The 23,229-nt window shown below is 57.7% G+C and carries 21 protein-coding genes; 9 read left to right on the top strand and 12 right to left on the bottom strand.

Going from position 1 to position 23,229, the window contains the following annotated elements; all coding sequences use genetic code 11:
- Positions 1-16 precede the first annotated feature (16 nt).
- The 9 genes from dam to DTA24_RS02035 form a co-directional block, all read right to left on the bottom strand.
- Complete coding sequence (gene dam, locus DTA24_RS02080) at positions 17-844, bottom strand: adenine-specific DNA-methyltransferase (RefSeq protein WP_008807019.1); 828 nt, start codon at positions 842-844, stop codon at positions 17-19.
- A 78-nt stretch (positions 845-922) separates the two neighbouring features.
- Entirely contained in the window at positions 923-2,212 is a 1,290-nt protein-coding gene (gene damX / locus DTA24_RS02075; RefSeq protein ID WP_012967143.1) for a cell division protein DamX, read from the bottom strand.
- Positions 2,213-2,296: 84 nt separating this feature from the next.
- Positions 2,297-3,391 carry a 3-dehydroquinate synthase gene (gene aroB / locus DTA24_RS02070; protein WP_008807017.1) on the bottom strand — a complete coding sequence of 365 codons (1,095 nt, stop codon included), beginning with the start codon at positions 3,389-3,391 and terminating at the stop codon, positions 2,297-2,299.
- A gap of 55 nt (positions 3,392-3,446) precedes the next feature.
- A complete protein-coding gene (gene aroK, locus DTA24_RS02065; RefSeq protein WP_002920267.1) occupies positions 3,447-3,968 on the bottom strand; it encodes a shikimate kinase AroK in 522 nt (173 codons plus the stop codon).
- Between the two features lie 270 nt (positions 3,969-4,238).
- On the bottom strand, positions 4,239-5,480 hold the full coding sequence (gene hofQ, locus DTA24_RS02055; RefSeq protein ID WP_123836535.1) for a DNA uptake porin HofQ: 1,242 nt from the start codon (positions 5,478-5,480) through the stop codon (positions 4,239-4,241).
- Positions 5,416-5,796 carry a HofP DNA utilization family protein gene (locus DTA24_RS02050; protein ID WP_038421864.1) on the bottom strand — a complete coding sequence of 127 codons (381 nt, stop codon included), beginning with the start codon at positions 5,794-5,796 and terminating at the stop codon, positions 5,416-5,418. Before DTA24_RS02050 ends, hofQ begins: the two co-directional genes overlap by 65 nt.
- Complete coding sequence (locus DTA24_RS02045) at positions 5,786-6,214, bottom strand: hypothetical protein (RefSeq protein ID WP_008807014.1); 429 nt, start codon at positions 6,212-6,214, stop codon at positions 5,786-5,788. The genes DTA24_RS02050 and DTA24_RS02045 overlap by 11 nt, the downstream gene beginning before the upstream one ends.
- Positions 6,204-6,737 carry a PilN domain-containing protein gene (locus tag DTA24_RS02040; RefSeq protein WP_012540413.1) on the bottom strand — a complete coding sequence of 178 codons (534 nt, stop codon included), beginning with the start codon at positions 6,735-6,737 and terminating at the stop codon, positions 6,204-6,206. The genes DTA24_RS02045 and DTA24_RS02040 overlap by 11 nt, the downstream gene beginning before the upstream one ends.
- Positions 6,721-7,521: a hypothetical protein gene (locus DTA24_RS02035; protein ID WP_012967139.1), complete on the bottom strand. Its 801-nt coding sequence runs from the start codon at positions 7,519-7,521 to the stop codon at positions 6,721-6,723. The genes DTA24_RS02040 and DTA24_RS02035 overlap by 17 nt, the downstream gene beginning before the upstream one ends.
- 118 nt (positions 7,522-7,639) lie before the next feature.
- Here DTA24_RS02035 and mrcA point away from each other — a divergent pair, with 118 nt between their 5' ends.
- Entirely contained in the window at positions 7,640-10,198 is a 2,559-nt protein-coding gene (gene mrcA / locus DTA24_RS02030; RefSeq protein ID WP_008807011.1) for a peptidoglycan glycosyltransferase/peptidoglycan DD-transpeptidase MrcA, read from the top strand.
- A 53-nt stretch (positions 10,199-10,251) separates the two neighbouring features.
- Here the strand turns inward: mrcA and nudE are convergent, their stop codons facing one another.
- Positions 10,252-10,812, bottom strand: a complete 561-nt coding sequence (gene nudE, locus DTA24_RS02025; protein ID WP_012967138.1) for an ADP compounds hydrolase NudE — start codon at positions 10,810-10,812, stop codon at positions 10,252-10,254.
- 319 nt (positions 10,813-11,131) lie between these two features.
- Between nudE and DTA24_RS02020 the strand changes: the two genes are divergently transcribed.
- From DTA24_RS02020 to pckA, 5 genes are all read left to right on the top strand, one after another.
- Entirely contained in the window at positions 11,132-13,261 is a 2,130-nt protein-coding gene (locus tag DTA24_RS02020; protein ID WP_012540410.1) for an intracellular growth attenuator family protein, read from the top strand.
- Positions 13,262-13,321: 60 nt separating this feature from the next.
- Positions 13,322-14,005 (top strand): GMP/IMP nucleotidase, encoded by a 684-nt coding sequence (gene yrfG / locus DTA24_RS02015; protein ID WP_004181456.1) that lies wholly within the window; start codon positions 13,322-13,324, stop codon positions 14,003-14,005.
- Positions 14,002-14,403: a ribosome-associated heat shock protein Hsp15 gene (gene hslR, locus DTA24_RS02010; RefSeq protein ID WP_008807008.1), complete on the top strand. Its 402-nt coding sequence runs from the start codon at positions 14,002-14,004 to the stop codon at positions 14,401-14,403. The genes yrfG and hslR overlap by 4 nt, the downstream gene beginning before the upstream one ends.
- A gap of 18 nt (positions 14,404-14,421) precedes the next feature.
- Positions 14,422-15,306 (top strand): Hsp33 family molecular chaperone HslO, encoded by an 885-nt coding sequence (hslO, locus tag DTA24_RS02005; protein WP_008807007.1) that lies wholly within the window; start codon positions 14,422-14,424, stop codon positions 15,304-15,306.
- A 359-nt stretch (positions 15,307-15,665) separates the two neighbouring features.
- Positions 15,666-17,288 carry a phosphoenolpyruvate carboxykinase (ATP) gene (gene pckA / locus DTA24_RS02000; RefSeq protein ID WP_016161903.1) on the top strand — a complete coding sequence of 541 codons (1,623 nt, stop codon included), beginning with the start codon at positions 15,666-15,668 and terminating at the stop codon, positions 17,286-17,288.
- A gap of 77 nt (positions 17,289-17,365) precedes the next feature.
- Here the strand turns inward: pckA and envZ are convergent, their stop codons facing one another.
- Positions 17,366-18,721 carry a two-component system sensor histidine kinase EnvZ gene (envZ, locus tag DTA24_RS01995; protein ID WP_012540408.1) on the bottom strand — a complete coding sequence of 452 codons (1,356 nt, stop codon included), beginning with the start codon at positions 18,719-18,721 and terminating at the stop codon, positions 17,366-17,368.
- On the bottom strand, positions 18,718-19,437 hold the full coding sequence (gene ompR, locus DTA24_RS01990) for a two-component system response regulator OmpR (protein ID WP_001157751.1): 720 nt from the start codon (positions 19,435-19,437) through the stop codon (positions 18,718-18,720). Before ompR ends, envZ begins: the two co-directional genes overlap by 4 nt.
- A 227-nt stretch (positions 19,438-19,664) precedes the next feature.
- Here ompR and greB point away from each other — a divergent pair, with 227 nt between their 5' ends.
- From greB to feoA, 3 genes are all read left to right on the top strand, one after another.
- Positions 19,665-20,138, top strand: a complete 474-nt coding sequence (gene greB, locus DTA24_RS01985; RefSeq protein WP_008807004.1) for a transcription elongation factor GreB — start codon at positions 19,665-19,667, stop codon at positions 20,136-20,138.
- Positions 20,139-20,238: 100 nt separating this feature from the next.
- On the top strand, positions 20,239-22,569 hold the full coding sequence (locus DTA24_RS01980) for a Tex family protein (protein ID WP_123836534.1): 2,331 nt from the start codon (positions 20,239-20,241) through the stop codon (positions 22,567-22,569).
- 420 nt (positions 22,570-22,989) lie between these two features.
- A complete protein-coding gene (gene feoA, locus DTA24_RS01975) occupies positions 22,990-23,217 on the top strand; it encodes a ferrous iron transporter A (RefSeq protein WP_002920506.1) in 228 nt (75 codons plus the stop codon).
- Positions 23,218-23,229: the final 12 nt, after the last annotated feature.

The following is a 23,229-nucleotide window of genomic DNA, read 5'->3' as shown; positions in this document are numbered from 1 at the left end:
CGCATCTCCTTGAAATTTATTTGGTCTTAGGCGGACGGTAGAGCGCTAACAGCTCATCCACCTTTTTACGCGTACCACCGTTGCTGCTGATGCTGCGCCGAACCTTCACAATATGTGTTTCTGCCGCGTTTTTATACCATTCCTGCGTCAACGGTGTGCGGTGGTTGGAAATCAGCACCGGGATCCGCTTTTTCATCAGCGATTCCGCCTTTTGCGCCAGCAGTACCTGTTGTTCCAGATTGAAGCTGTTGGTGTGGTAGGCGGTAAAGTTCGCCGTCGCCGTCAGCGGCGCATAGGGTGGATCGCAATATACCACCGCGCGGCTATCTGCACGTTGCATGCACTCTTCATACGATTCGCAGTAAAACTCGGCGTTTTGCGCTTTCTCGGCGAAATGATAGAGCTCTGCCTCGGGGAAATAGGGCTTTTTATAGCGGCCAAACGGCACATTAAACTCGCCGCGCAGATTGTAGCGACACAGGCCGTTGTAGCCGTGGCGATTCAGATACAGGAACAGCACCGCGCGACGCAGCGGATCCTGGCTTTGGTTGAATTCATCACGATACTGGTAGTAGCGCTCAGCGACGTTGTTTTCCGGGACAAACATCTCACGCGCAGCGGCGACGTATTCGTCGGTACGCAATTTAACGATGTTGTACAGGCCAATTAAGTCACTGTTGATATCCGCGAGGATATAACGAGAAAAGTCGGTATTGAGAAATACCGACCCGGCGCCCACAAAGGGCTCGATTAAGCACTCGCCTTCCGGCAAATGCTTTTTAATATCGTCAAGCAGGGGGTACTTCCCCCCTGCCCACTTCAGAAAAGCGCGATTCTTTTTCATGCTGCCTAACTAATTACACGTTCTCCGGCTGTGGAGAAAGCTCCGACAGCATCCTGCGCTTAAGACTACCCCACGGCATTATTTCAGGTCAGCCTGTACCTGATGCAGTGGTTTTGCCCATGGATTTTTCGCCTGCACGTCCGCCGGCAGCGAGGTGACAGCGCGTTTCGCTTCTTCTTTCGAAGCATAGATACCGCTCACCAGCACGTACCACGGTTGGCCGTTACGCGACGTTTCATAGACAACATATCTATCCAGCTTCTCTTTCTTCGCCCAGTTGTTCAGGTTGTCGTAGTTAGAGGAGCTGCTGAGCTGCAGGGTATAGTTACCCGACGGCGCAGATTTCATTGAGCTCACGTCACCTGCCGTTTTACCGCTCTTCGCGGCTGGCGCTGCCGTTGCGGCTGGCGCGGCAGTGGTGGTGGACGCTGTTGCTACCGGTTTGCTCTGCGCTGTTGCCACCGGTTTGCTTTCGGTTACGGTGGTTTTCGCCGGGGCGGTAGTCGCCGCGCTTTCAACATGCTTCGGCTGAACCGGCTTCGTTTCTACCGGCGCTTTTGCCACGGCCTGAGGCTTCGTCTGCGGCTTCGCTTCGATAACGGTGTGCTTACGCTCTGCCGGACGCGGCGTTGCAGCCGTCTGACGCTCGGTCGCCTGGCGCGGCGCCGCAGTGCTATTGGCGCCATTACGGATCGGCGCGACGGTTGCCGGTTCAGTTGGCAGCGTCGAGTTAGCCACGGCGCCGTCCAGCTGGCCCTGCTGCTGGGTCAGCGCATTGTTCAGATCGCCCTGAACTTCAATACGCTGCTGGCCCTGCGGCTCTGATACTGCCTGGCCCTGCGTCGGGTTCGCGGCAATAGGCGGAACCGTTACGTCCTGCTGTGGGGTGGTGTTGGCAGCAGCAGTCTGATCCTGACCGGCAGCAGGCGTGCTGGTGGACTGATCGTCAGACAGATTAATGCTCTTCTCGCCGGAAGCGGTCTGCTGGCTGGACGAGGATGGCGATTTCAGCGCAGAACCAATACCCACGATTAACAGCAGCAGCACCAGAATCCCCACGCCCATCATGATGTACTGACGGGAGGCAGGTTTGGCCGGCGCTTTTTTACGCTTGCGCGGACGACGCTCTACAGGCTGCTCTTCGAGCAGTTCCTCGTCTTCCGCATCCAGTTCTTCTTCGAACTCTTCCTCTTCACGCTCGCGACGGGCCTTACCGGCGCGCGTCGGACGGCCTTCATCGGCATCAAGATCGACGTCGTCAAAATTGATCTGCGGATCGGCATCACGCTCGGAAGACTGACGGGAACGACCAGCACGACGATCGTTGCGATCGGCTTTCATATCGTCTTCTGGTTTGAAATCATCCATTTAACACCCCACTAAAAGGCTTATGCTCACGATTATTGCACATCACCCGAAATGATAACGCCGCGCGAACGCGGCCAGACCTTCTTATTGTTGCGCCTGCTGAGTATCAGCAATCGCGCCAAGAACCACATCGTGCGGCACTCCGCCGCGCAGCTCGCTGCTTCCTATTGCGAGCGGGAGCACCAGCCGCATGTCGCCCGCCAGTACTTTTTTATCGCGCATCATATGGGGCAAATACGCCTGCGCACTCATCTCCTGCGGGCCGCGTACCGGTAAGCCTGCACGCTTGAGCAGATCGATAATGCGCTGTGTATCCTGCGCGCGGAACTGCCCCAGCCGTTCGGACGTATGCGCCGCCATCACCATACCTGCCGCCACCGCTTCGCCGTGCAGCCAGTTACCGTAGCCCATTTCCGCCTCGATAGCATGGCCGAAGGTATGTCCAAGATTGAGTAAAGCACGTAACCCGGTTTCACGCTCGTCGGCAGCCACAACTTCCGCTTTCAGCTCACAGCAACGGCGAATACAGTACGCCATCGCTTTTTCATCCAGCGCCAGCAGCGCATCAATGTTGTTTTCCAGCCAGCTGAAGAATTCGCCGTCGAGGATCACACCGTACTTGATGACCTCAGCCAGTCCGGAAGCGAGTTCACGCGCCGGGAGGGTCTTCAGACAGTTAAGATCAACCACCACCGAAACCGGCTGCCAGAAGGCGCCAATCATATTTTTGCCGAGAGGATGGTTCACTGCGGTTTTGCCGCCGACCGACGAATCGACCTGTGACAGCAGAGTGGTAGGGACCTGGATAAAACGCACCCCGCGCTGATAGCTTGCCGCGGCGAAACCGGTTAAATCACCGATTACGCCACCGCCAAGCGCCACCAGCGTGGTGTCGCGGCCATGCGGTTTTTGCAACAGCGCGGTAAAAACAGTATCCATCACCGCCAGGCTTTTATACTGCTCGCCATCGGGCAGGATCACGCTGTCAACGTTGACCCCTGCCTGCTCCAGCACAGAGCGGACGGTATCCAGATAAAGCGGCGCCAGCGTTTCGTTGGTGACCAGCATAGCCTGGTCGCCCGACTTGAGTGGCAGGAAGGAAGCTGGATCGTTAAACAAACCAGCCGCGATGGTAATCGGGTAACTACGTTCCCCGAGGGTAACAGTAAGCCTCTCCATAACGCGACGTCCACCTCAGTGACTTTTACTCTGACGCACTTTTATTAAGCCAGAATCAATTGCTTTCCAGCATATGAATAATCTGGTTCGCGACGACTTTCGCACTCTGATCGTCTGTGCGGATAGTCACATCGGCGATCTCTTCATACAGCGGGTTACGCTCGTCAGCCAGCGCTTCCAGCACTTCACGAGGCGGCGCATCGACTTGTAGCAAAGGACGCTTTTTATCGCGCTGCGTACGGGCCAACTGCTTCTCGATTGTCGTTTCCAGGTAGACCACCACGCCGCGGGCGGAGAGACGGTTACGCGTTTCACGGGATTTTACAGAGCCGCCGCCAGTCGCCAGCACAATCCCCTGTTTTTCCGTCAACTCATTGATAATTTTTTCTTCACGGTCGCGGAAGCCTTCTTCGCCTTCAACATCGAAGACCCAGCCCACATCAGCGCCAGTGCGTTTCTCAATTTCTTGATCGGAATCGTAAAATTCCATGTTGAGCTGTTGGGCTAACTGGCGCCCAATAGTGCTTTTGCCGGCACCCATAGGCCCAACCAGAAAGATATTGCGTTTCTCTGCCATTTTTTCGGTACTACTAAGACTATTCGTTAATGATAAACCCGCTTCGCAGACACCCAGCGCCGCAGGGCATGAACTGAAACCTCATATGCAATAGAGCGAGAGTCAGACTAAAAATTATCTCAATACTCCGGCTGGTTTGGCAACTGAATAAAATCGCCGGACAATAAAGGGAGGATTGATGTCGTACCCGACTCTCAAATCGGTACCCCTTGTATGCTAAATCCGTCCTCACGTCAAACACCTGAAACGTGTTTAGCATGAAAAACCTGCTTAACGTACCGCCAGAATCCGTGGCGTAATAAAGACAACCAGTTCACGGCGTTCATTATCTTTCCAGTCGCGACGAAACAGACGCCCCAGCACCGGGATATCGCCAAGCAGCGGGACGCTGTCGCGGGCGGTTTTGTTTTTCTGCGAAAAGATGCCGCCCAACGCTAACGTCTCGCCGCTGCGAACTTCCACCAGGGTTTCTATCTCCTGTTTATCGATGGCCAGCGCCTCGCCATTATCCTGCTTCAGCACCTGACCCGGCGTATTTTCGCTGATCCTCAGCTTCAGCCGCACTCTTCCCTGCTGCAGCACCGTCGGCGTCACCTCCATGCCCAGCACGGCCTCTTTAAACTCCACCGACGTGGCGCCGCTTTCACCGCTGGAAACCTGATAGGGGATCTCGCTCCCCTGCTTGATGCTGGCGGGCTGCATATGCGAGGCCAGCAAACGAGGGCTGGCGATAATATCGACCTGCTGCTTGCGCTCCAGCGCGGAAAGTTCCAGTTCGAGTAAGCGACCGTTAATCTTGCCGATGTTAAACCCCGCACGGGTGCTGGCATCGTTCACCGACATATCGCTGCTCAGGGTGGTAATTTGTCCTGATCCCGGCGAGCCTCCGGCCTCCGCCAGCCGCCACTTCACCCCCAGCTCGCGAAGGCTGGTTTCGCTCATCGACACGATATGAGCGGCCAGCTCCACCTGTCCGACGGGCAAATCCATCTCCTGCGCCCAGTCTTTCAATGCCGGCAGATGCCGGGCATCATCGCGGATCAGCAGCCGGTTGGTCCGTTTGTCCGCCATCAGGTGCCCCCTGGCGCTCAGCAACTTACCGCCCGTTTTAGCCAGCTCCTCGGCATCGGCATAGTGCAGGGTCACGTTCTCGGCCTGCAGGGGCAGGTTCTGCAGGCGTTTCTCCTGTTCCGCTTCACGCTGCGCCTGATTCGCCTTTTGCCAGGCCTGGGTATGCGCGTAGATGACCGTCCCCTGCTGTTGCAAAGAGAGGCCTGCGCTATCCGCCACCGCCCGCAGCGCCTGGGTCCAGGGGACCGTTTGCAGATGCAGGGAGAGCGTACCGCTAACGTCCGGCGCCACAACAAGGTTCTTGTGGTTCATTTCGGCCAGCGCTTGCAGCACATGAGCCACCGGCGCGTCATCAACCACTAGCGAAATTGTCTTTTCATTTCGGGCGGCGGGCGCCGCCAGCGGCAGCAGCAGAAGCAGTAGGCTTATCCATCGCATCATATTGTTTCCCTTCACGTTGCCAGCGCCACGCTGGCGGTTCACACCCCGCAGGCGTGGCGATCTCCAACTCACCGGTCGTCAGCCGGCTCACCCGCCAGCCCGTGGGCAATTGATCATCCATGCGCACCCGCCGCCATTTGCCGCTCCCGTCCTGCAGAAACCCCGTCCAGCCTGCGCCATCCCCGGCCGCGCCGCCATAGCGCCATTGTGATAACTGCGCCGTGCGGCAGGGATCCTCTACCGGCTGAAAAGGATCGCGCTCGGCCGCCAGCAGCGACAGCGGCAGCCACAGTAAAGCCCAGCGTTTACGTCCCATCTTCCGCCTCCAGTTGCAAACGCAGGCGGAGCACCTGCGCCTCACGCTCCAGCGAGAACGATCGCGGGTTCATCCCGCAGCGCGCCAGCCAGGAAAAAAACGCGGGCAGCGTCTGCCAGGGCAGGGTCAGCTCCATCTCGCCCCCGCTTCCCTGAGGTCGCCAGGCGATAAGCTTCACCCCGGCAAGCGGAATGGCTATCGGCGAAAACGGCTGCTTGTCGATGCGCCCTCCGGGTGTTTCACCGGCAGGCATGCGCAATGCCATCACCCGGCGCCACTGCGTTTGCAGGACGGGGTCGCGGGACACAGCCGCCAGCGGCGGCCCGGCAGCACACCAGAGCGTAACGCCGAAGCCCAGCCCCCCCATCGCGAGCAGGGTCAGCAGCACCGCCTGGCTGCGCCGGCTGCTAATCCACATCGGCACGCTCTTCTGCAAGGGTAAAACTGAACTGCCAGCGTCCCTCGGCGTCGCGCTGCGTTCCGCCCGCTTTTGCCGGCGCGAATCCCGCCACATTGGTCAGAATGCGCTCCAGTCCGGCCAGCGCCTGAAGGTTGAGGGCCAGGCCATTCACGGTCAGAACCGCGCCCTGGTAATCCAGCCGCGTCAGCCACGCCTGCGCGGGCAGATCTGCCGCCAGCGCCAGCAGCCTGGGTTGCCAGGCGGCGATCGCCGCTCTACGCCGTTGCTGTTGACGATGACGCTGGTGCTGCTGCCACGCCTCGCGCATTGGAAGCTCGCGCTGTTTAAGCGAGGCGAGCAACTGCGCGTCGGCCGTCGCGTGGAGTGTCGCCAGGGCGAGATGCTGCAGACGGACCGTGCGACATACCTGCAGGATCATCAATCCCAGCAGCATAATGCCGGTAGCAATCAGCAGGATGAAGCGCAGGCGCTGGCGCCGCCGCAGGTCGCGCCAGGGGAGAAGATTAACGGCATGCGTCATGGTGTTCACTCCCCAGCGCCAGCCCAAGGGCGATAGCGTAGCGATCGCCATCGACCGGCAGAGGAGGCTGCCGGCGGTGAATGACCTGCCAGACATCTAAGTTGCTGGCCTCGTCGCCAGCGTCAGCGCACAGACGCAAAGGAACCTGAAGCTGCTCCGCCAGCTGGCTTAACGACTTCACCTCATCGCAGGTGACACAACCCCAGGCCTCCTGCGTCGCCCATAGCCAGTGATTTTCATCCCGCCACGCGAGGCCCTGCGACTGCGGGTTCAGCAAGGGGACAAACGCGCCGAGCGCGCTGGCATCCGGCACGATGGCCGCTACCCGCAGTCGTAGCCGTCCTGCCAGCGCCCGCAGGACATTGATGTCCAGCCGCTGCGCCGCCGTGACCTGCCAACCGTCATCCCGCGAGGTGGGAGCATAATCAATGCTTAAGGAGGCGGCGGGCATCGCCAGTTGCTGGGTCATCGCGCTGGCTATCCACGTCGCCTGTTCACGATCCCGCAGGGCGAACTGGGGATAAGGCAGGCGCTTTTGCAGCGTGCGAACGGCGGGGAAAGCGATACTGACCTGATGCTGCACCGGTAGCTCCCGCCGCCAGGCGCTAAGCTGTGCGCCAAGGGCGCTGACGTCCACCACCATCCCCTGCCGTACCAGGCCTGGCGGCAGCGGAATACGCCACCAGCGGCGCAGCGCCCAGTGTGAGCGTTCATGCAATAGCGCGACAATGGCGATGCTATCCTGCTGGATATGCATCCCGATCCGCCAGTTTCTGAAAGCCATGCTTACGATCTCCTTATCCGGCAAAACTGTCCGGCTATATCAATGCACCTGGCTTGCCTTTATACTACCGCGCGTTTGTTTATAAACTGCCCAAATAAAACTAAATGGGAAAACACCGGTGAAGTTCGTAAAGTATCTATTGATCCTTGCAGTCTGTTGCGTACTGCTGGGAGCAGGCTCGATTTTTGGCCTCTACAAATACATAGAGCCGCAACTCCCCGACGTCGCAACCCTGAAGGATGTGCGTTTGCAGATCCCGATGCAGGTCTATAGCGCCGACGGTGAGCTTATTGCGCAATATGGCGAAAAACGCCGAATCCCTGTGACGCTGCAGCAAATTCCCCCCGAGCTGGTGAAAGCGTTTATCGCCACTGAAGACAGCCGTTTCTATGAGCATCACGGCGTCGATCCGGTGGGTATTTTCCGCGCCGCCAGCGTGGCGATGTTTTCAGGCCATGCCTCCCAGGGCGCCAGCACCATCACCCAGCAGTTAGCACGTAACTTCTTCCTCAGCCCCGAGAAGACGTTGATGCGTAAGATTAAAGAGGCCTTTCTGGCTATCCGCATCGAGCAGTTGCTGAACAAAGATGAAATCCTTGAGCTGTATCTGAACAAGATCTACCTCGGCTACCGCGCCTATGGCGTCGGCGCCGCGGCGCAGGTCTATTTTGGCAAACCTATCGACCAGTTGACCCTGAGTGAGATGGCGGTGATTGCCGGTCTGCCGAAAGCGCCTTCTACCTTTAACCCACTCTATTCCATGGATCGCGCGACCGCCCGTCGCAACGTGGTGCTGTCGCGTATGTTGAGCGAGGGGTACATCACCCAGGCGCAATATGATGAGGCGCGCAGCGAAGCGATCGACGCCAGCTATCACGCGCCGAAAATCGCTTTCTCCGCCCCTTACCTGAGCGAAATGGTGCGCCAGGAGATGGTGAATCGCTACGGCGAGCAGGCCTATGAAGATGGCTACCGGGTTTACACCACCATTACTCGCAAGAATCAGCAGGCAGCCCAGCAGGCGGTACGCAATAACGTGCTGGATTACGATATGCGTCACGGCTACCGCGGCCCGGCCAGCGTGCTGTGGAAAGTCGGTGAAACGCCGTGGGAGACGAAGAAAATCATCGACTCGCTGAAGCGTCAGTCTGGCTACGGCCCGCTTTTCCCGGCGGTGGTCACTTCCGCGAATGCCCAGGAGGCCGTCGCGCTGTTGGCTAACGGCGACTCGGTTTCTCTGACGATGGACGGCGTGCGCTGGGCCCGGCGCTTTATCTCGGATACGCAGCAGGGGGCGACCCCGCGTAAAGTCAACGACGTCCTGCAGGCCGGGCAGCAGATCTGGGTTCGTAAAGTGGCTGACGGCTGGTGGCTGTCACAGGTCCCGGACGTCAACTCAGCGCTGGTCTCCATTAATCCGCAAAACGGCGCGATTATTGCTCTCGTCGGCGGGTTTGACTTTAACCAGAGCAAGTTCAACCGCGCCACTCAGGCGCTGCGTCAGGTCGGCTCCAACATTAAGCCGTTCCTCTATACCGCCGCGATGGATAAAGGCTTAACGCTGGCCAGTATGCTCAACGATGTGCCGATCTCGCGCTGGGACGCAGGCGCAGGATCCGACTGGCGGCCGAAGAACTCGCCGCCGCAGTATGCCGGTCCGATTCGTTTACGCCAGGGGCTTGGACAGTCGAAAAACGTGGTGATGGTGCGCGCTATGCGCGCCATGGGCGTTGACTATGCCGCCGAGTATCTGCAGCGCTTTGGCTTCCCGGCGCAAAACATTGTCCACACAGAATCGCTGGCCCTGGGCTCCGCCTCCTTTACGCCCCTGCAGGTTGCCCGCGGATATTCGGTGATGGCCAACGGCGGCTTCCTGGTCAACCCGTTCTTTATCAGTAAGATTGAGAATGATCAGGGCGGCGTTCTCTTCGAAGAACGTCCGAAAATCGCCTGCCCGCAGTGTGATTTACCGGTCATTTACGGTGATACGCCAAAATCCAACGTGCTGGAAAATAAAGATGTGGAAGATGTCGCCACCTCGACGGAACCGCAGAACGGCAACGTGCCGCCACAGCCGCAGCTGGAGCAGGCCAACCAGTCGCTGGTTGCACAGAGCGGCGCCCAGGAATACGCGCCGCATGTGATTAACACGCCGCTGTCGTTCCTGATAAAAAGCGCACTGAACAGCAACATCTTTGGCGAACCGGGCTGGATGGGAACCGGCTGGCGTGCCGGACGCGATCTGCAGCGGCATGACATCGGCGGGAAAACCGGGACCACCAACAGCTCGAAGGATGCCTGGTTCTCAGGCTACGGCCCAGGTGTAGTGACTTCGGTATGGATCGGCTTTGACGATCATCGTCGCGATCTTGGCCGCACCACCGCCTCCGGGGCGATTAAAGATCAGATCTCCGGCTATGAGGGCGGTGCTAAAAGTGCCCAGCCGGCCTGGGACAGCTTTATGAAGAGCGTGCTGGAGGGGGTGCCGGAAGAGCCGTTAACCCCGCCGCCGGGGATCGTCACGGTGAATATCGACCGCAGCACTGGTCAGTTGGCTAACGGGGGCAACAGCCGCGCGGAATACTTCATTGAAGGAACCCAGCCCACGCAGCAGGCGGTCCATGAGGTGGGCACCACCCTGACTGACGGCGGTGGTGAAACCCACGAACTGTTCTGACAAAAAAAGCGCCTGCGGGCGCTTTTTTATTGCTGCTAACGGCGCGCTTTCTCTCAGAGTCGGCCCTGAGCCAGCAGCCACTCGCGCACCAAAAACAGCGCGCTGACGTTACGGGCTTCGTTAAAATCTTCTTCATCCAGCAGCGACATCAGCTGCGCCAGCGGCCAGCGCACCTGCGGCAGCGGCTCAGGTTCATCGCCCGGCAGTGACTCAGGATAGAGGTCTTCCGCCACCAGGATATTCATTTTGCTGGAGAAGTAAGAGGGGGCCATACTGAGCTTCTTCAGAAACGTCAGCTTATTGGCGCCAAAGCCAACCTCTTCTTTCAGCTCGCGATTCGCTGCTTCATCCACGGTTTCACCCGGGTCAATCAGCCCTTTGGAGAAACCCAGCTCGTAGGATTCCGTGCCGACGGCATACTCGCGAATCAAAATAATGTGATCATCAACAATCGGCACAATCATCACCGCTTCACGGGTGGATGGCCGCATACGTTCATAAACGCGACGCACACCGTTGCTGAATTCCAGATCGACGCTTTCGACATTAAAGAGGCGCGAACGGGCGACAGTTTCAACATTGAGAATGGTGGGTTTTTGTAATGATTTGCTCATTGTCATCGGTCTATGCTGTGATTAAGCAGTCATTGTGCGATACGCAACACGCTTTCGGCAATCCAAATCGCTACTTATTTACAGAGTTGTAACCTTTTACCGGCAAAGGGGAAAGTAATAAAGATAAAAAAGTCAATAGCTTGAATTCTGTTTGAGAATTTACCGATTTCTGCGCATTAACGTTTTTGGTAAGCTTATACGTTGCTGCATGACATATTCACTACCCTGTAACCAGGTGCGCCACTAACACTGCAGCTTGACGTTAGTCTTCACGTTCACCGACGATATCGTAAGAAAAAATAACTATGATGGGATGGGCATGGGCACCTTTCTGATTTTCCTTACAGCTCTGCTAATCTGCGTATTGCTCATCGGATGGTGGTACCGCGCTCACGCCAGACGCCGACGCCTTCCTCTACTGCACGCCTTTAGCGACGCCACTACGCGGCCGCTTCCTGCCGATGAGCGTCAGGCTATCGAAAAGTATCTTGCGGAGCTCAGTCGCACCCTGCAGGTCCCGGCGTCCGGCGCAACGACCGCACCCGTCGCTTTGGCGCTGAATGAACAGAGTGATACGGTCTACGCGGTGACGCGAGCCATCACTCGCTACGGGATCACTACCGACGCGCCGAATAAATGGCGCTACTTTCTCGATTCGGTGGAAGTCCATCTGCCGCCGTTCTGGGAACAGCATATCAACGACGAAAACAGCGTTGAGCTGATCCCCACCGACAGCCTGCCGCTGGTTATCACCCTTAACGGACATAGCCTGAGCGACTATCGTCAGGAGGCGCAAAGCTACGCCCTGGAACGCGCATCGGCCACCCAGGCCTCCATTCGCGGCGAAGAGAGCGAACAGGTAGAGCTACGGCAGATCCGTCGGGAAAGTCGGGAAGAACACGCCCTCAACCGGCCGGATGGGCTGCGCGAAGCGATCCTGATCGTCGCCTCCTTTCTGTTCTTTTATTTCAGCCTGATTGGGCCAGCCGTTTTTACCCCCTGGCTGGTGGCCGCGGGGGTACTGCTTCTCGCCGCTGGCGTGGGGGGGATCTATGCCCCGCCGCGCCGCGCCGCGTTGCGCGAAATTCACTGCCTGCGGGGCGTTCCCAAACGCTGGGGTCTGTTTGGCGAAAACGATCAGGAACATATCAATAACATCTCGCTGGGTATTATCGATCTCATCTATCCGCGCCACTGGCAGCCATGGATCGCCCAGGACCTGGGACAGCAGACCGATATTGATATCTATCTCAACCGTCACGTGGCCCGCCAGGGACGCTACCTGTCGCTCCATGATGAAGTGAAAAACTTCCCGCTACAGTACTGGCTGCGCAGCGCGATTATCGCCGCCGGCGCGCTGGTAGTGGTGATCATGCTGTGGGTCAGCGTACCGCTAAATATGCCGTTTAAGTTCACCCTGTCGTGGTTGAAGGGCGCCCAGACGATTGAAGCGACAACCGTCGACCAGCTGGCAAAAGCCCATGTGCGCATTGGCGATACGCTGCGCCTGACAGGCACCGGGATGTGTAATATCCGTACGCCGGGTAGCTGGTCGGCCAAAGAGGATTCGCCGTTCCTGCCTTTCGATTGTTCACAGATTGTATGGAACGACGCCCCTCCTCTGCCGCTGCCGGAGTCTGATATTGTCAGCAAAGCGACCGCCCTGATGCAGTCCGTCCAGCGCCAGCTGCACCCGGAAACCGACGATGACTCCCGCGTCAGCCCGGCGCTGCGCTCCGCGATTCAGAAATCAGGCATGGTGCTGCTGGATGATTTCGGCGATATCGTCCTGAAAACCAACGATCTCTGCTCGGCAAAGGATGACTGCCTGCGCCTGAAAAACGCGCTGGTCAATCTCGGGAATACCCGTAACTGGGAGGCATTAACCAAGCGCGCCACCGCCGGAAAACTGGACGGCGTGAACGTGCTGCTGCGCCCGGTCAGCGCGGAGTCGCTGGAGAATCTGGTGACCACTTCCACCGCCCCCTTTGTAATGCGTGAAACTTCGCGAGCCGCGCAGGCGCTAAACAGCCCGGCGCCCGGCGGTTTCTTGATCGCCAGCGATGAAGGCAGCGTGCTGGTCAATCAGCCGTGGCCGGCGGTGAGCCTGTATGATTATCCGGCACATGAGCAGTGGAGCGAGCTGCGGCGGCTGGCCGGTATGCTCATGCATACCCCTTTCCACGCCGAAGGGATCGTCACCAATCTGTTTACCGACGCCAACGGCACCCAGCATATCAATCTGCACCGCATCCCCGACCGCAGCGGACTGTGGCGCTATCTGGGCATTACGCTGCTGCTGTTGTCGATGCTGGGATGCATGGCTTACCACGGCATACAGGCGCTGCGTCGTTATCAACGCCATCGCCAGCGTATGGAAGAGATTCAGAAATATTACGAAAGCTGCCTGAACCCGGTACTGCTCCCCGCGTCTGACCCGCAAGATTAATTTTCCCGGCGACAGGGTATGATACCCTGTCGCCCATTTTCTGCTCGCTGGAGAGTCATCATGCATTTTGATATCGCCTGGCAGGAGGTCGATACCGTTCTGCTGGATATGGACGGCACGCTCCTGGACCTCGCTTTCGACAACTATTTCTGGCAAACGCTGGTGCCTGAAACCTGGGGAGCCGCCCGCGGCCTCAATCTGCAGGAGGCGAAAGACGCCATGCGCCAGGAGTATCACGCCGTGCAGCATACGCTAAACTGGTACTGTCTGGATTACTGGAGCGAGCGCCTGGGTTTGGATATTTGTGCGATGACCAGCGAACAGGGTCCGCGCGCCACGCTGCGCGAGGATACGGTGCCGTTCCTTGATGCGCTCAAGGCCTGCGGTAAGCGACGCATTCTGTTGACCAATGCCCATCCCCACAATCTGGCGGTGAAGCTCAAACACACCGGCCTGGATGCGCACCTTGATTTATTACTTTCCACCCACACATTTGGTTATCCGAAAGAGGATCAGCGCCTGTGGCGCGCCGTGGCGGAGGAGACTGGCCTTGAGGCCCATAAAACGCTGTTTGTCGACGACAGCGAGGCGATTCTGGATGCCGCGAGGGAATTTGGCATTCGTTACTGCCTGGGCATTACCAATCCCGACTCCGGGCTGGCGGAAAAGCAGTATCTGCGCCACCCAGGATTGAATGATTACCGGCGACTGATCCCTTCGCTTACCCCGAAGGAGAGGCGATGAAAGAGAAGCCCAGCGAAACCGTCAGACTGGACAAATGGCTTTGGGCCGCCCGCTTTTACAAGACCCGCGCGCTGGCGCGGGAGATGATTGAAGGCGGCAAGGTGCATTACAACGGACAACGCAGCAAACCCGGGAAAATTGTCGAGCTGGACGCCATGCTGACGCTGCGCCAGGGCAATGACGAGCGTACGGTACGGATTGTCGGTATTACCGAACAGCGCCGCCCGGCAAGTGAAGCCGTCGCCCTGTATGAAGAGACGGCGGAAAGTATCGAGAAGCGTGAAAAAGTGGCCCTGGCGCGCAAAATGAACGCCCTGACCATGCCGCACCCTGACAGACGTCCGGACAAGAAAGAGCGCCGCGACCTGATGAGATTTAAACACGGCGAGAGTGAGTAACTCGCGCCAGAAAGAGAGATGATTATGACTCAACACGATCAATTACATCGTTATCTGTTTGAAAACTATGCCGTACGCGGCGAGCTGGTGACGGTGTCGGAAACCCTGGAACAGATTCTGGCCAATCACACCTATCCACAGCCGGTGAAAACGGTGCTGGCGGAGCTGCTGGTCGCCACCAGCCTGCTGACCGCGACGCTGAAGTTTGCTGGTGATATTACCGTTCAGCTGCAGGGCGATGGCCCTTTACAGCTGGCGGTGATCAACGGCAATAACCAGCAGCAGTTGCGTGGCGTCGCGCGCGTGCAGGGCGATATTGCGGACGATGCGGATCTGAAAACGATGGTCGGCAACGGCTATCTGGTCATTACCATCTCCCCGAAAGAGGGTGAACGTTATCAGGGTGTGGTCGGTCTGGAAGGCGATACGCTGGCCGCCTGCCTGGAAGATTACTTCCAGCGTTCAGAGCAGCTGCCGACGCGCCTCATCATTCGCACCGGGGAACATGAAGGTCAGCCGATGGCCGGTGGGATGCTGCTGCAGGTGATGCCGGCGCAGGATACCCAGACGACCGACTTCGAGCACCTGGCGACGCTCACCGAGACCATCAAGGCGGAAGAGCTGTTCACCCTGCCGGCGAACGATGTGCTGTGGCGCCTGTACCATGAGGAAGAGGTCACGGTCTACGAGCCGCAGAGCGTCGAGTTCAAATGTACGTGTTCTCGTGAACGCTGCGCTGGCGCGCTGAAGACCCTGCCGGATGAAGAGATAGATAGCATCCTCGCCGATGAAGGCGAGATTGATATGCACTGCGACTACTGCGGTAACCACTATATCTTCAATGCCATGGATATTGCCGAGATCCGTAATAACGCCTCTCCGGCCGACCCACAGGTCCATTAATCCCCGCTTCTTCCACAGGTACAGGGTGGCGATGTTGTTCGTCGCCTTGTGCCTGACTTTTATTTATTCACGAGTTGAATCGATTTTCCCTGAAAGAGTTACGTAATTTTATTCCAGGAAAGCGATTACATTCACAATTCAGTAGTTTTTTTAATTACTTTTTAACCATTAATAAACATCTACCCCCAACATCCGCCCATTTCCTGAGATAATCCACTTCACTTCGTGACAGGAGTCACCGTTTTTTTCGTCATTCTGAGGAATGTCGAGATACGTAAATCTATGAGCCTGGTCGCGGTCAATACCCGGTAAGAAACCCTACAATTTACAGCAGTACATCTTGGCTAAGGAGCAGTGACATGCGCGTTAATCATGGTTTAACCCCGCAGGATCTCAAGGCTTATGGTATCAATGACGTTCAGGATATCGTCCACAACCCCAGCTACGATATGTTGTTTCAGGAAGAGCTCGACCCCAGCCTGGAAGGTTACGAACGTGGCGTATTAACCAGTCTGGGTGCTATCGCCGTCGACACGGGCATTTTTACCGGTCGTTCTCCGAAAGATAAGTATCTCGTTCGCGACGACACCACCCGCGATACCGTCTGGTGGTCCGATAAAGGCAAAGGTAAAAACGACAACAAGCCGCTTTCACAGGAAACCTGGCAGCATCTGAAAGGGCTGGTGACCCAGCAGTTGTCCGGTAAACGGCTGTTTATCGTCGACGCCTTCTGCGGCGCCAACGCCGATACCCGTCTCAGCGTGCGCTTTATTACCGAAGTGGCCTGGCAGGCGCACTTCGTTAAAAACATGTTCATCCGCCCGAGCGATGAAGAGCTGGCGGACTTCGAGCCCGACTTCATCGTGATGAACGGCGCGAAGTGCACCAATCCGCAGTGGAAAGAGCAAGGTCTGAACTCAGAAAACTTCATCGCCTTCAACCTCACCGAGCGCATCCAGCTGATCGGCGGCACCTGGTACGGCGGCGAAATGAAGAAAGGGATGTTCTCGATCATGAACTACCTGCTGCCCCTGAAGGGCATCGCCTCCATGCACTGCTCAGCCAACGTCGGCGAAAAAGGCGATGTCGCTATTTTCTTCGGCCTCTCAGGCACCGGCAAAACCACCCTCTCCACCGATCCAAAACGCCGCCTGATTGGCGATGATGAACATGGCTGGGATGACGACGGCGTGTTTAACTTCGAAGGGGGCTGCTACGCCAAGACCATCAAGCTCTCTGAAGCGGCCGAGCCGGATATCTATCACGCCATTCGCCGCAATGCTCTGCTGGAAAACGTGGTGGTGCGCGCCGATGGCACTATCGATTTCGATGACGGTTCGAAGACTGAAAACACCCGCGTCTCCTACCCCATCGACCATATCGACAACATTGTTAAACCGGTTTCCAAAGCGGGTCACGCCACCAAAGTGATCTTCCTGACGGCCGATGCGTTCGGCGTCCTGCCGCCGGTCTCCCGCCTGACCGCCGATCAGACCCAGTACCATTTCCTGTCCGGGTTTACCGCCAAACTGGCCGGCACCGAACGCGGCGTGACCGAGCCCACGCCAACCTTCTCCGCCTGCTTTGGCGCCGCCTTCCTGTCGCTGCATCCGACACAGTACGCCGAAGTGCTGGTTAAACGTATGCAGGCGGCCGGCGCGCAGGCTTATCTGGTCAATACCGGCTGGAACGGCACCGGCAAGCGTATCTCGATTAAAGATACCCGCGCCATCATCGACGCCATCCTCAATGGCTCGCTGGACAACGCGGAGACCTTTACCCTGCCGATGTTTAACCTGCAGATCCCAACGGCGCTCCCGGGTGTGGATACCCAGATCCTCGATCCGCGCAGCACCTATGGTTCCCCGGAGCAGTGGCAGGAAAAAGCCGATCAGCTGGCGAAGCTGTTTATCGAGAACTTTGAGAAGTATACCGATACGCCAGCGGGCGCCGCGCTGGTGGCGGCAGGGCCGCAGCGCTAACGGGCGTAGAGGTGAAAAAGCCGGGCTTGCCCGGCTTTTTGTTGTGCAACGTCCTGATTAGCCAACCTCGGCCGCACTCAGCTCTCTTTGGCGGGTTTCATCGGCGCCAGCATCCGGTGCACCGGTAGCCAGGCGCGGATCAGTAATCCGCCGCGTTCGCTGGAGCCAATCTCCAGCCGGCCGTTGTGATTGTCGATAATACGCTGAACAATCGCCAGCCCCAGCCCGGTGCCGCTGGTACTGCGGGCGCTATCGCCGCGTACAAACGGCTGGAACAGATGTTCGCGCTGCTCAGGTTTGATCCCCGGCCCGTCATCTTCCACCTGGAACCAGGCCCGGCTCGCTTCGCTGCCGCTGCTGACCTTGATCCAGCCATTGCCGTAGCGGGCCGCATTCACCACCATATTCGCCAGCGCACGCTTGATAGACAGGGGATGCATGCGTACCGGGATTTCACCGGCCTGCAGGGCGGTGGCGATCTCACGTTCATAGCCGCTCTCTGCGGCGATCACTTCCCCCAGCACCGCATTGAGGTCCGCCAGCTCCATCGGCATCTCCTGCCCGGTGCGCAGATAGTCGATAAACTGCTCGATGATGGCGTTGCACTCTTCGATATCTTTGTTAATCGACTCAGCGAGATACCCGTCCTGCTCGCCCATCATCTCGGTGGCCAGACGAATGCGCGTCAGCGGAGTACGTAAATCGTGGCTGACCCCGGCCATCAGCAACGTACGGTCGTCAGCCAGCTGCTTCACGCCCGCGGCCATATGGTTAAAGGCGCGGGTCACCGAACGCACCTCAGAGGCGCCGTACTCTCGCAGCGGCGGCGGGATAATACCGCGCCCGACCTGCAGCGCCGCGTGTTCGAGATCTACCAGCGGACGGTTCTGAATACGGATAAACAGCCAGGCGCCGCCTATCGCCAACAGCATGATCGCCAGGGTATAGCGGAACAGCGGCGAGAAGTCGCCCTGATGGATCTCGGTCAGCGGTACCCGCACCCAGATATTGGGCGACAGCCAGGTCTTCAGCCACACCACGGGGGAGCTTTTATTGACCTCCACCCGCACCTCAGTGGGGCCGCCGAGCTGATGCGCCATCTGCTGGCTTAAGAATTCATAATGCTGCGCCCAGCGCAGCCCTGCGTCTTCCGCCGCTTCATTGGAATAGAGCGAAATCCCCAGCTCACGATAAATTTCACGACGAAACGCCGGGGGCACCACCAGCTGGGTGCCATCCTCCAGCTGCAGTTTGTCGGTCATCAGCATACGGACTTCGTAGGCTAATACTTTATTAAACTGCTGGAGACTCGGCAGGATCGCGAAATTCAGTACCACCAGATAGGTCGTCACCAGGCTGACGAACAGCAAGGTGACGATCAGGAGCAGCGTGCGAGCAAATGAGCTGCGCGGCGAAAAGCGCACGCGTTTCATGCCTTAGAGCCGTCCGGGACGAAGACGTAGCCCAGACCCCAGACGGTCTGGATATAGCGCGGATGCGCCGGATCCTCTTCCACCATGCGGCGCAGGCGGGAGATCTGAACGTCGATGGAGCGCTCCATCGCAGAATATTCGCGCCCGCGGGCGAGGTTCATCAGCTTATCGCGCGACAGCGGTTCGCGAGGATGACTCACCAGCGCCTTCAGGACCGCAAATTCGCCGCTGGTCAACGGCATCGGCTCGTCTTCACGGAACATCTCGCGGGTGCCCAGGTTCAGTTTGAATTTACCAAAGGCGATAACCGCCTCTTCCTGCGATGGCGCGCCCGGCAGTTCATTCGCCTGACGACGCAGCACCGCCCGAATACGGGCCAGCAGTTCACGCGGGTTAAACGGCTTCGGAATGTAGTCGTCAGCCCCGATTTCCAGGCCAACGATCCGGTCAACCTCTTCACCTTTCGCCGTCACCATAATGATCGGCATCGGGTTGCTCTGACTGCGCAGACGACGGCAAATCGAGAGACCATCTTCCCCAGGCAGCATCAGATCCAGCACCATCAGGTGGAAGGATTCACGGGTTAACAGACGATCCATCTGTTCGGCGTTCGCCACGCTACGAACCTGGAAGCCCTGCTCGGTCAGATAACGTTCGAGCAGCGCACGCAGGCGCATGTCGTCATCCACAACCAGAATCTTATAATTCTCTTGCATTGTTTGTACTCCCAAAGGTTCACTGCAATAGTCAGTGCGTATTCTCAAAAAAGCCCGGCACGCTCACCAGCTAAATCTGGTATATATTCCAGGCTAAATTGTTACAAAGCATATTTAACAGCAGGTTAAGTATACATTTAATCATAAGACACAGTATTTATCCTGTCGGTATTATTACGCGCTACAAATTGTGCGCAACGACAGACTGTCAGAAGGTTGAACTCACGATGAAAACGCCGCTGATCACCCGCGAGGGATATGAAAAACTGAAGCAGGAAATGGACTACCTGTGGCGCCAGGAGCGCCCGGAAGTGACCAAAAAGGTCACCTGGGCCGCCAGCCTTGGCGACCGCAGCGAGAACGCGGACTACCAGTACAACAAAAAGCGCCTGCGGGAGATCGATCGCCGGGTCCGCTATCTGACCAAATGTCTGGAACAGTTAAAGATCGTCGATTATTCCCCGCAGCAGGAAGGCAAAGTCTTCTTCGGCGCCTGGGTAGAGATCGAAAACGACGAGGGCGATACCAAACGCTTTCGCATCGTCGGCTACGATGAGATTTTTGGCCGCAAAGACTACATCTCCATCGACTCACCGATGGCGCGGGCCTTGCTGAAAAAAGAGGTCGGCGATCTGGCTATCGTTAACACGCCGGCGGGCGAAGCCAGCTGGTATGTCAACGAGATCGAATACGTAAAATAGACAAGAACTTTCCGAGAGACACCGGGCGCGACTGGCATTTTCAGCCGTCAGTCCGTATAACTAGTCCCTGATTTTTGACCCTAAAGATGAATTAAAAGCCATGATGAATGATTCGCTCTGCCGCATTATTGCGGGTGAACTTCAGGCCAGAGCCGAACAGGTAGAAGCTGCCGTTCGCCTGCTTGATGAAGGGAACACCGTGCCGTTTATTGCACGTTATCGTAAAGAAGTCACCGGCGGTCTGGATGACACGCAGCTGCGTAATCTGGAAACCCGCCTTGGCTATCTGCGCGAACTGGAAGACCGTCGTCAGGCGATCCTCAAATCCATCGCTGAACAGGGCAAACTGACCGACGCGCTGGAAAAAGCCATCACCACCACGCTCAGCAAAACCGAACTGGAAGACCTCTACCTGCCGTACAAGCCGAAGCGCCGTACCCGCGGGCAGATCGCCATCGAAGCCGGGCTGGAGCCGCTGGCTGACCTGCTGTGGAACGAACCGGCCCACGATCCGGAAGCGGAAGCCGCAAAATATATTAACGCTGACAACGGCATCGCCGACAGCAAAGCGGCCCTGGACGGCGCGCGCTATATTCTGATGGAGCGGTTTGCCGAAGACGCCGCGCTGCTGGCGAAGGTCCGCGACTATCTGTGGAAAAACGCCCACCTGGTCTCCACCGTCGTCAGCGGCAAAGAAGAGGAAGGCGCCAAATTCCGCGACTACTTCGATCACCATGAACCGATCGCCACCGTGCCGTCGCATCGCGCGCTGGCGATGTTCCGCGGTCGCAACGAAGGCGTGCTGCAGCTCTCTTTAAACGCCGATCCGCAGTTTGACGAGCCGCCGAAAGAGAGCCACGGCGAGCAAATTATTATCGACCACCTTGGCCTGCGCCTGAATAACGCCCCGGCGGACAGCTGGCGTAAAGGTGTCGTCAGTTGGACCTGGCGTATCAAAGTGCTGATGCACCTCGAAACCGAGCTGATGGGCACCGTGCGCGAGCGCGCGGAGGACGAAGCCATCAACGTCTTCGCCCGTAACCTGCACGACCTCCTGATGGCCGCGCCCGCCGGGTTGCGCGCCACCATGGGACTCGATCCGGGTCTGCGCACCGGGGTGAAAGTGGCCGTCGTCGACGCCACCGGTAAACTGGTCGCCACCGATACCATCTATCCCCATACCGGCCAGGCCGCCAAAGCGGCCGTCGTCGTCGCCGCGCTGTGTGAAAAGTACAATGTTGAGCTGGTGGCCATCGGCAATGGTACCGCCTCGCGTGAAACCGAGCGTTTCTTCCTCGACGTGCAGAAGCAGTTCCCGAAAGTCACCGCCCAGAAGGTGATCGTCAGCGAAGCCGGGGCTTCCGTTTACTCCGCCTCCGAGCTGGCGGCCCAGGAGTTCCCGGACCTCGACGTGTCGCTGCGCGGCGCGGTCTCCATCGCCCGCCGTCTGCAGGATCCCCTGGCCGAGCTGGTGAAAATCGACCCGAAATCGATTGGCGTCGGCCAGTATCAGCACGATGTCAGCCAGACCCAACTGGCGCGTAAGCTGGACGCAGTGGTGGAAGACTGCGTGAACGCCGTCGGCGTTGACCTGAATACCGCCTCCGTTCCGCTGCTGACCCGCGTCGCCGGCCTGACCCGCATGATGGCGCAGAACATCGTTGCCTGGCGCGACGAGAACGGCCAGTTCCAGAATCGCCAGCAGTTGCTGAAGGTCAGCCGTCTGGGGCCGAAAGCCTTTGAACAGTGCGCCGGCTTCCTGCGTATCAACCATGGCGACAACCCGCTGGATGCCTCCACCGTGCACCCGGAAGCCTATCCGGTGGTCGAGCGCATTCTGGCCGCCACCCAACAGGCGCTGAAAGATCTGATGGGCAACAGCAGCGAACTGCGTCATCTGAAGGCCGTGGATTTCACCGATGAGAAGTTCGGCGTTCCGACCGTCACCGACATTATCAAAGAGCTGGAAAAACCGGGCCGCGATCCGCGTCCGGAGTTTAAGACGGCGAAGTTCGCCGACGGCGTAGAGACCATGAGCGATCTACTGCCGGGGATGATCCTGGAAGGCGCCGTCACCAACGTCACCAATTTCGGCGCGTTTGTCGATATCGGCGTCCATCAGGATGGACTGGTACACATTTCGTCGCTTTCTGACCGGTTTGTTGAAGATCCGCACACCGTGGTGAAAGCGGGCGACATCGTGAAGGTCAAGGTCATGGAAGTCGATCTGCCGCGTAAACGTATCGCCCTGACCATGCGTCTCGACGAGCAGCCAGGCGACAGCAACGCCCGCCGCGGCGGCGGTCAGGATCGCCCCCAGGGTAACCGCCCGGCCGCGAAGGCCGCCAACCCCCGCGGTCGCGAGGCACAGCCTGCCGGTAACAGCGCAATGATGGATGCCCTCGCTGCGGCGATGGGTAAAAAACGCTAATCTCTCTCTGCCCCTTTTCAGGGGCAGTTTTCATTTTTCATCCCCTGGCGATACGGCCGCCATTACGCGCAAAACGGGTTCAGTCATTTCTGATAACCTGCATTAATTCCGTTAAGGAAAGGTCGCGAAATTATTATTTTCATTTCGTTAACTTAAGAAACCTTAATTAAACATTAGATCGCCGAAATAATATTTTGCGCCTATTTGATCACCGACTGGATTTTGCGGCATATCAATAAAAAGGTGATTTTCGCTATAAAAATAGCGCGAAGCGCATCATATGTATTGATGATAAAAACCATTCTCATTATCATCACTTTCAGAACGTTTTTTCCTTTTTCGTTGGCTACGGTCCCCGGCGCAGCTGCCTCCAGGCGTCCGGAAAATTCTTCTTCGGTTAGCGATAGACAAGTAGGCCCTATGCAATTCACACCTGATAGTGCGTGGAAAATTACCGGATTCTCCCGCGATATTAGCCCAGCATACCGTCAGAAATTACTCTCCCTCGGCATGCTGCCCGGTTCCTCTTTTCATGTGGTTCGCGTAGCGCCGCTCGGCGATCCTGTTCATATTGAAACCCGACGCGTCAGTCTGGTATTACGCAAAAAAGATCTCGCCTTAATCGAACTGGAAGCGGTTGCACAATAACGGCTGGCCCGG

The organism is Klebsiella sp. P1CD1 (assembly GCF_003790505.1).
GTDB classification, from domain to species: Bacteria; Pseudomonadota; Gammaproteobacteria; order Enterobacterales; family Enterobacteriaceae; genus Klebsiella; species Klebsiella variicola.
The sequence above is the reverse complement of the archived record's forward strand: the minus strand, read 5'-3'. Positions and strand labels throughout refer to the sequence as shown.

What these genes read in the sequence shown, in the direction of transcription:
- DTA24_RS02020 (WP_012540410.1), top strand. Translation starts at nt 11,132, where the DNA reads ATGGGCACCTTTCTGATTTTCCTTACAGCTCTGCTAATCTGCGTATTG.
- hofQ (WP_123836535.1), bottom strand. Translation starts at nt 5,480, where the DNA reads ATGATGCGATGGATAAGCCTACTGCTTCTGCTGCTGCCGCTGGCGGCG.
- ompR (WP_001157751.1), bottom strand. Translation starts at nt 19,437, where the DNA reads ATGCAAGAGAATTATAAGATTCTGGTTGTGGATGACGACATGCGCCTG.
- DTA24_RS02040 (WP_012540413.1), bottom strand. Translation starts at nt 6,737, where the DNA reads ATGACGCATGCCGTTAATCTTCTCCCCTGGCGCGACCTGCGGCGGCGC.
- feoA (WP_002920506.1), top strand. Translation starts at nt 22,990, where the DNA reads ATGCAATTCACACCTGATAGTGCGTGGAAAATTACCGGATTCTCCCGC.
- nudE (WP_012967138.1), bottom strand. Translation starts at nt 10,812, where the DNA reads ATGAGCAAATCATTACAAAAACCCACCATTCTCAATGTTGAAACTGTC.
- damX (WP_012967143.1), bottom strand. Translation starts at nt 2,212, where the DNA reads ATGGATGATTTCAAACCAGAAGACGATATGAAAGCCGATCGCAACGAT.
- hslO (WP_008807007.1), top strand. Translation starts at nt 14,422, where the DNA reads ATGATTATGACTCAACACGATCAATTACATCGTTATCTGTTTGAAAAC.
- aroK (WP_002920267.1), bottom strand. Translation starts at nt 3,968, where the DNA reads ATGGCAGAGAAACGCAATATCTTTCTGGTTGGGCCTATGGGTGCCGGC.
- hslR (WP_008807008.1), top strand. Translation starts at nt 14,002, where the DNA reads ATGAAAGAGAAGCCCAGCGAAACCGTCAGACTGGACAAATGGCTTTGG.
- DTA24_RS02045 (WP_008807014.1), bottom strand. Translation starts at nt 6,214, where the DNA reads ATGTGGATTAGCAGCCGGCGCAGCCAGGCGGTGCTGCTGACCCTGCTC.
- DTA24_RS02035 (WP_012967139.1), bottom strand. Translation starts at nt 7,521, where the DNA reads ATGGCTTTCAGAAACTGGCGGATCGGGATGCATATCCAGCAGGATAGC.
- dam (WP_008807019.1), bottom strand. Translation starts at nt 844, where the DNA reads ATGAAAAAGAATCGCGCTTTTCTGAAGTGGGCAGGGGGGAAGTACCCC.
- envZ (WP_012540408.1), bottom strand. Translation starts at nt 18,721, where the DNA reads ATGAAACGCGTGCGCTTTTCGCCGCGCAGCTCATTTGCTCGCACGCTG.
- DTA24_RS01980 (WP_123836534.1), top strand. Translation starts at nt 20,239, where the DNA reads ATGATGAATGATTCGCTCTGCCGCATTATTGCGGGTGAACTTCAGGCC.
- aroB (WP_008807017.1), bottom strand. Translation starts at nt 3,391, where the DNA reads ATGGAGAGGCTTACTGTTACCCTCGGGGAACGTAGTTACCCGATTACC.
- yrfG (WP_004181456.1), top strand. Translation starts at nt 13,322, where the DNA reads ATGCATTTTGATATCGCCTGGCAGGAGGTCGATACCGTTCTGCTGGAT.
- greB (WP_008807004.1), top strand. Translation starts at nt 19,665, where the DNA reads ATGAAAACGCCGCTGATCACCCGCGAGGGATATGAAAAACTGAAGCAG.
- pckA (WP_016161903.1), top strand. Translation starts at nt 15,666, where the DNA reads ATGCGCGTTAATCATGGTTTAACCCCGCAGGATCTCAAGGCTTATGGT.
- DTA24_RS02050 (WP_038421864.1), bottom strand. Translation starts at nt 5,796, where the DNA reads ATGGGACGTAAACGCTGGGCTTTACTGTGGCTGCCGCTGTCGCTGCTG.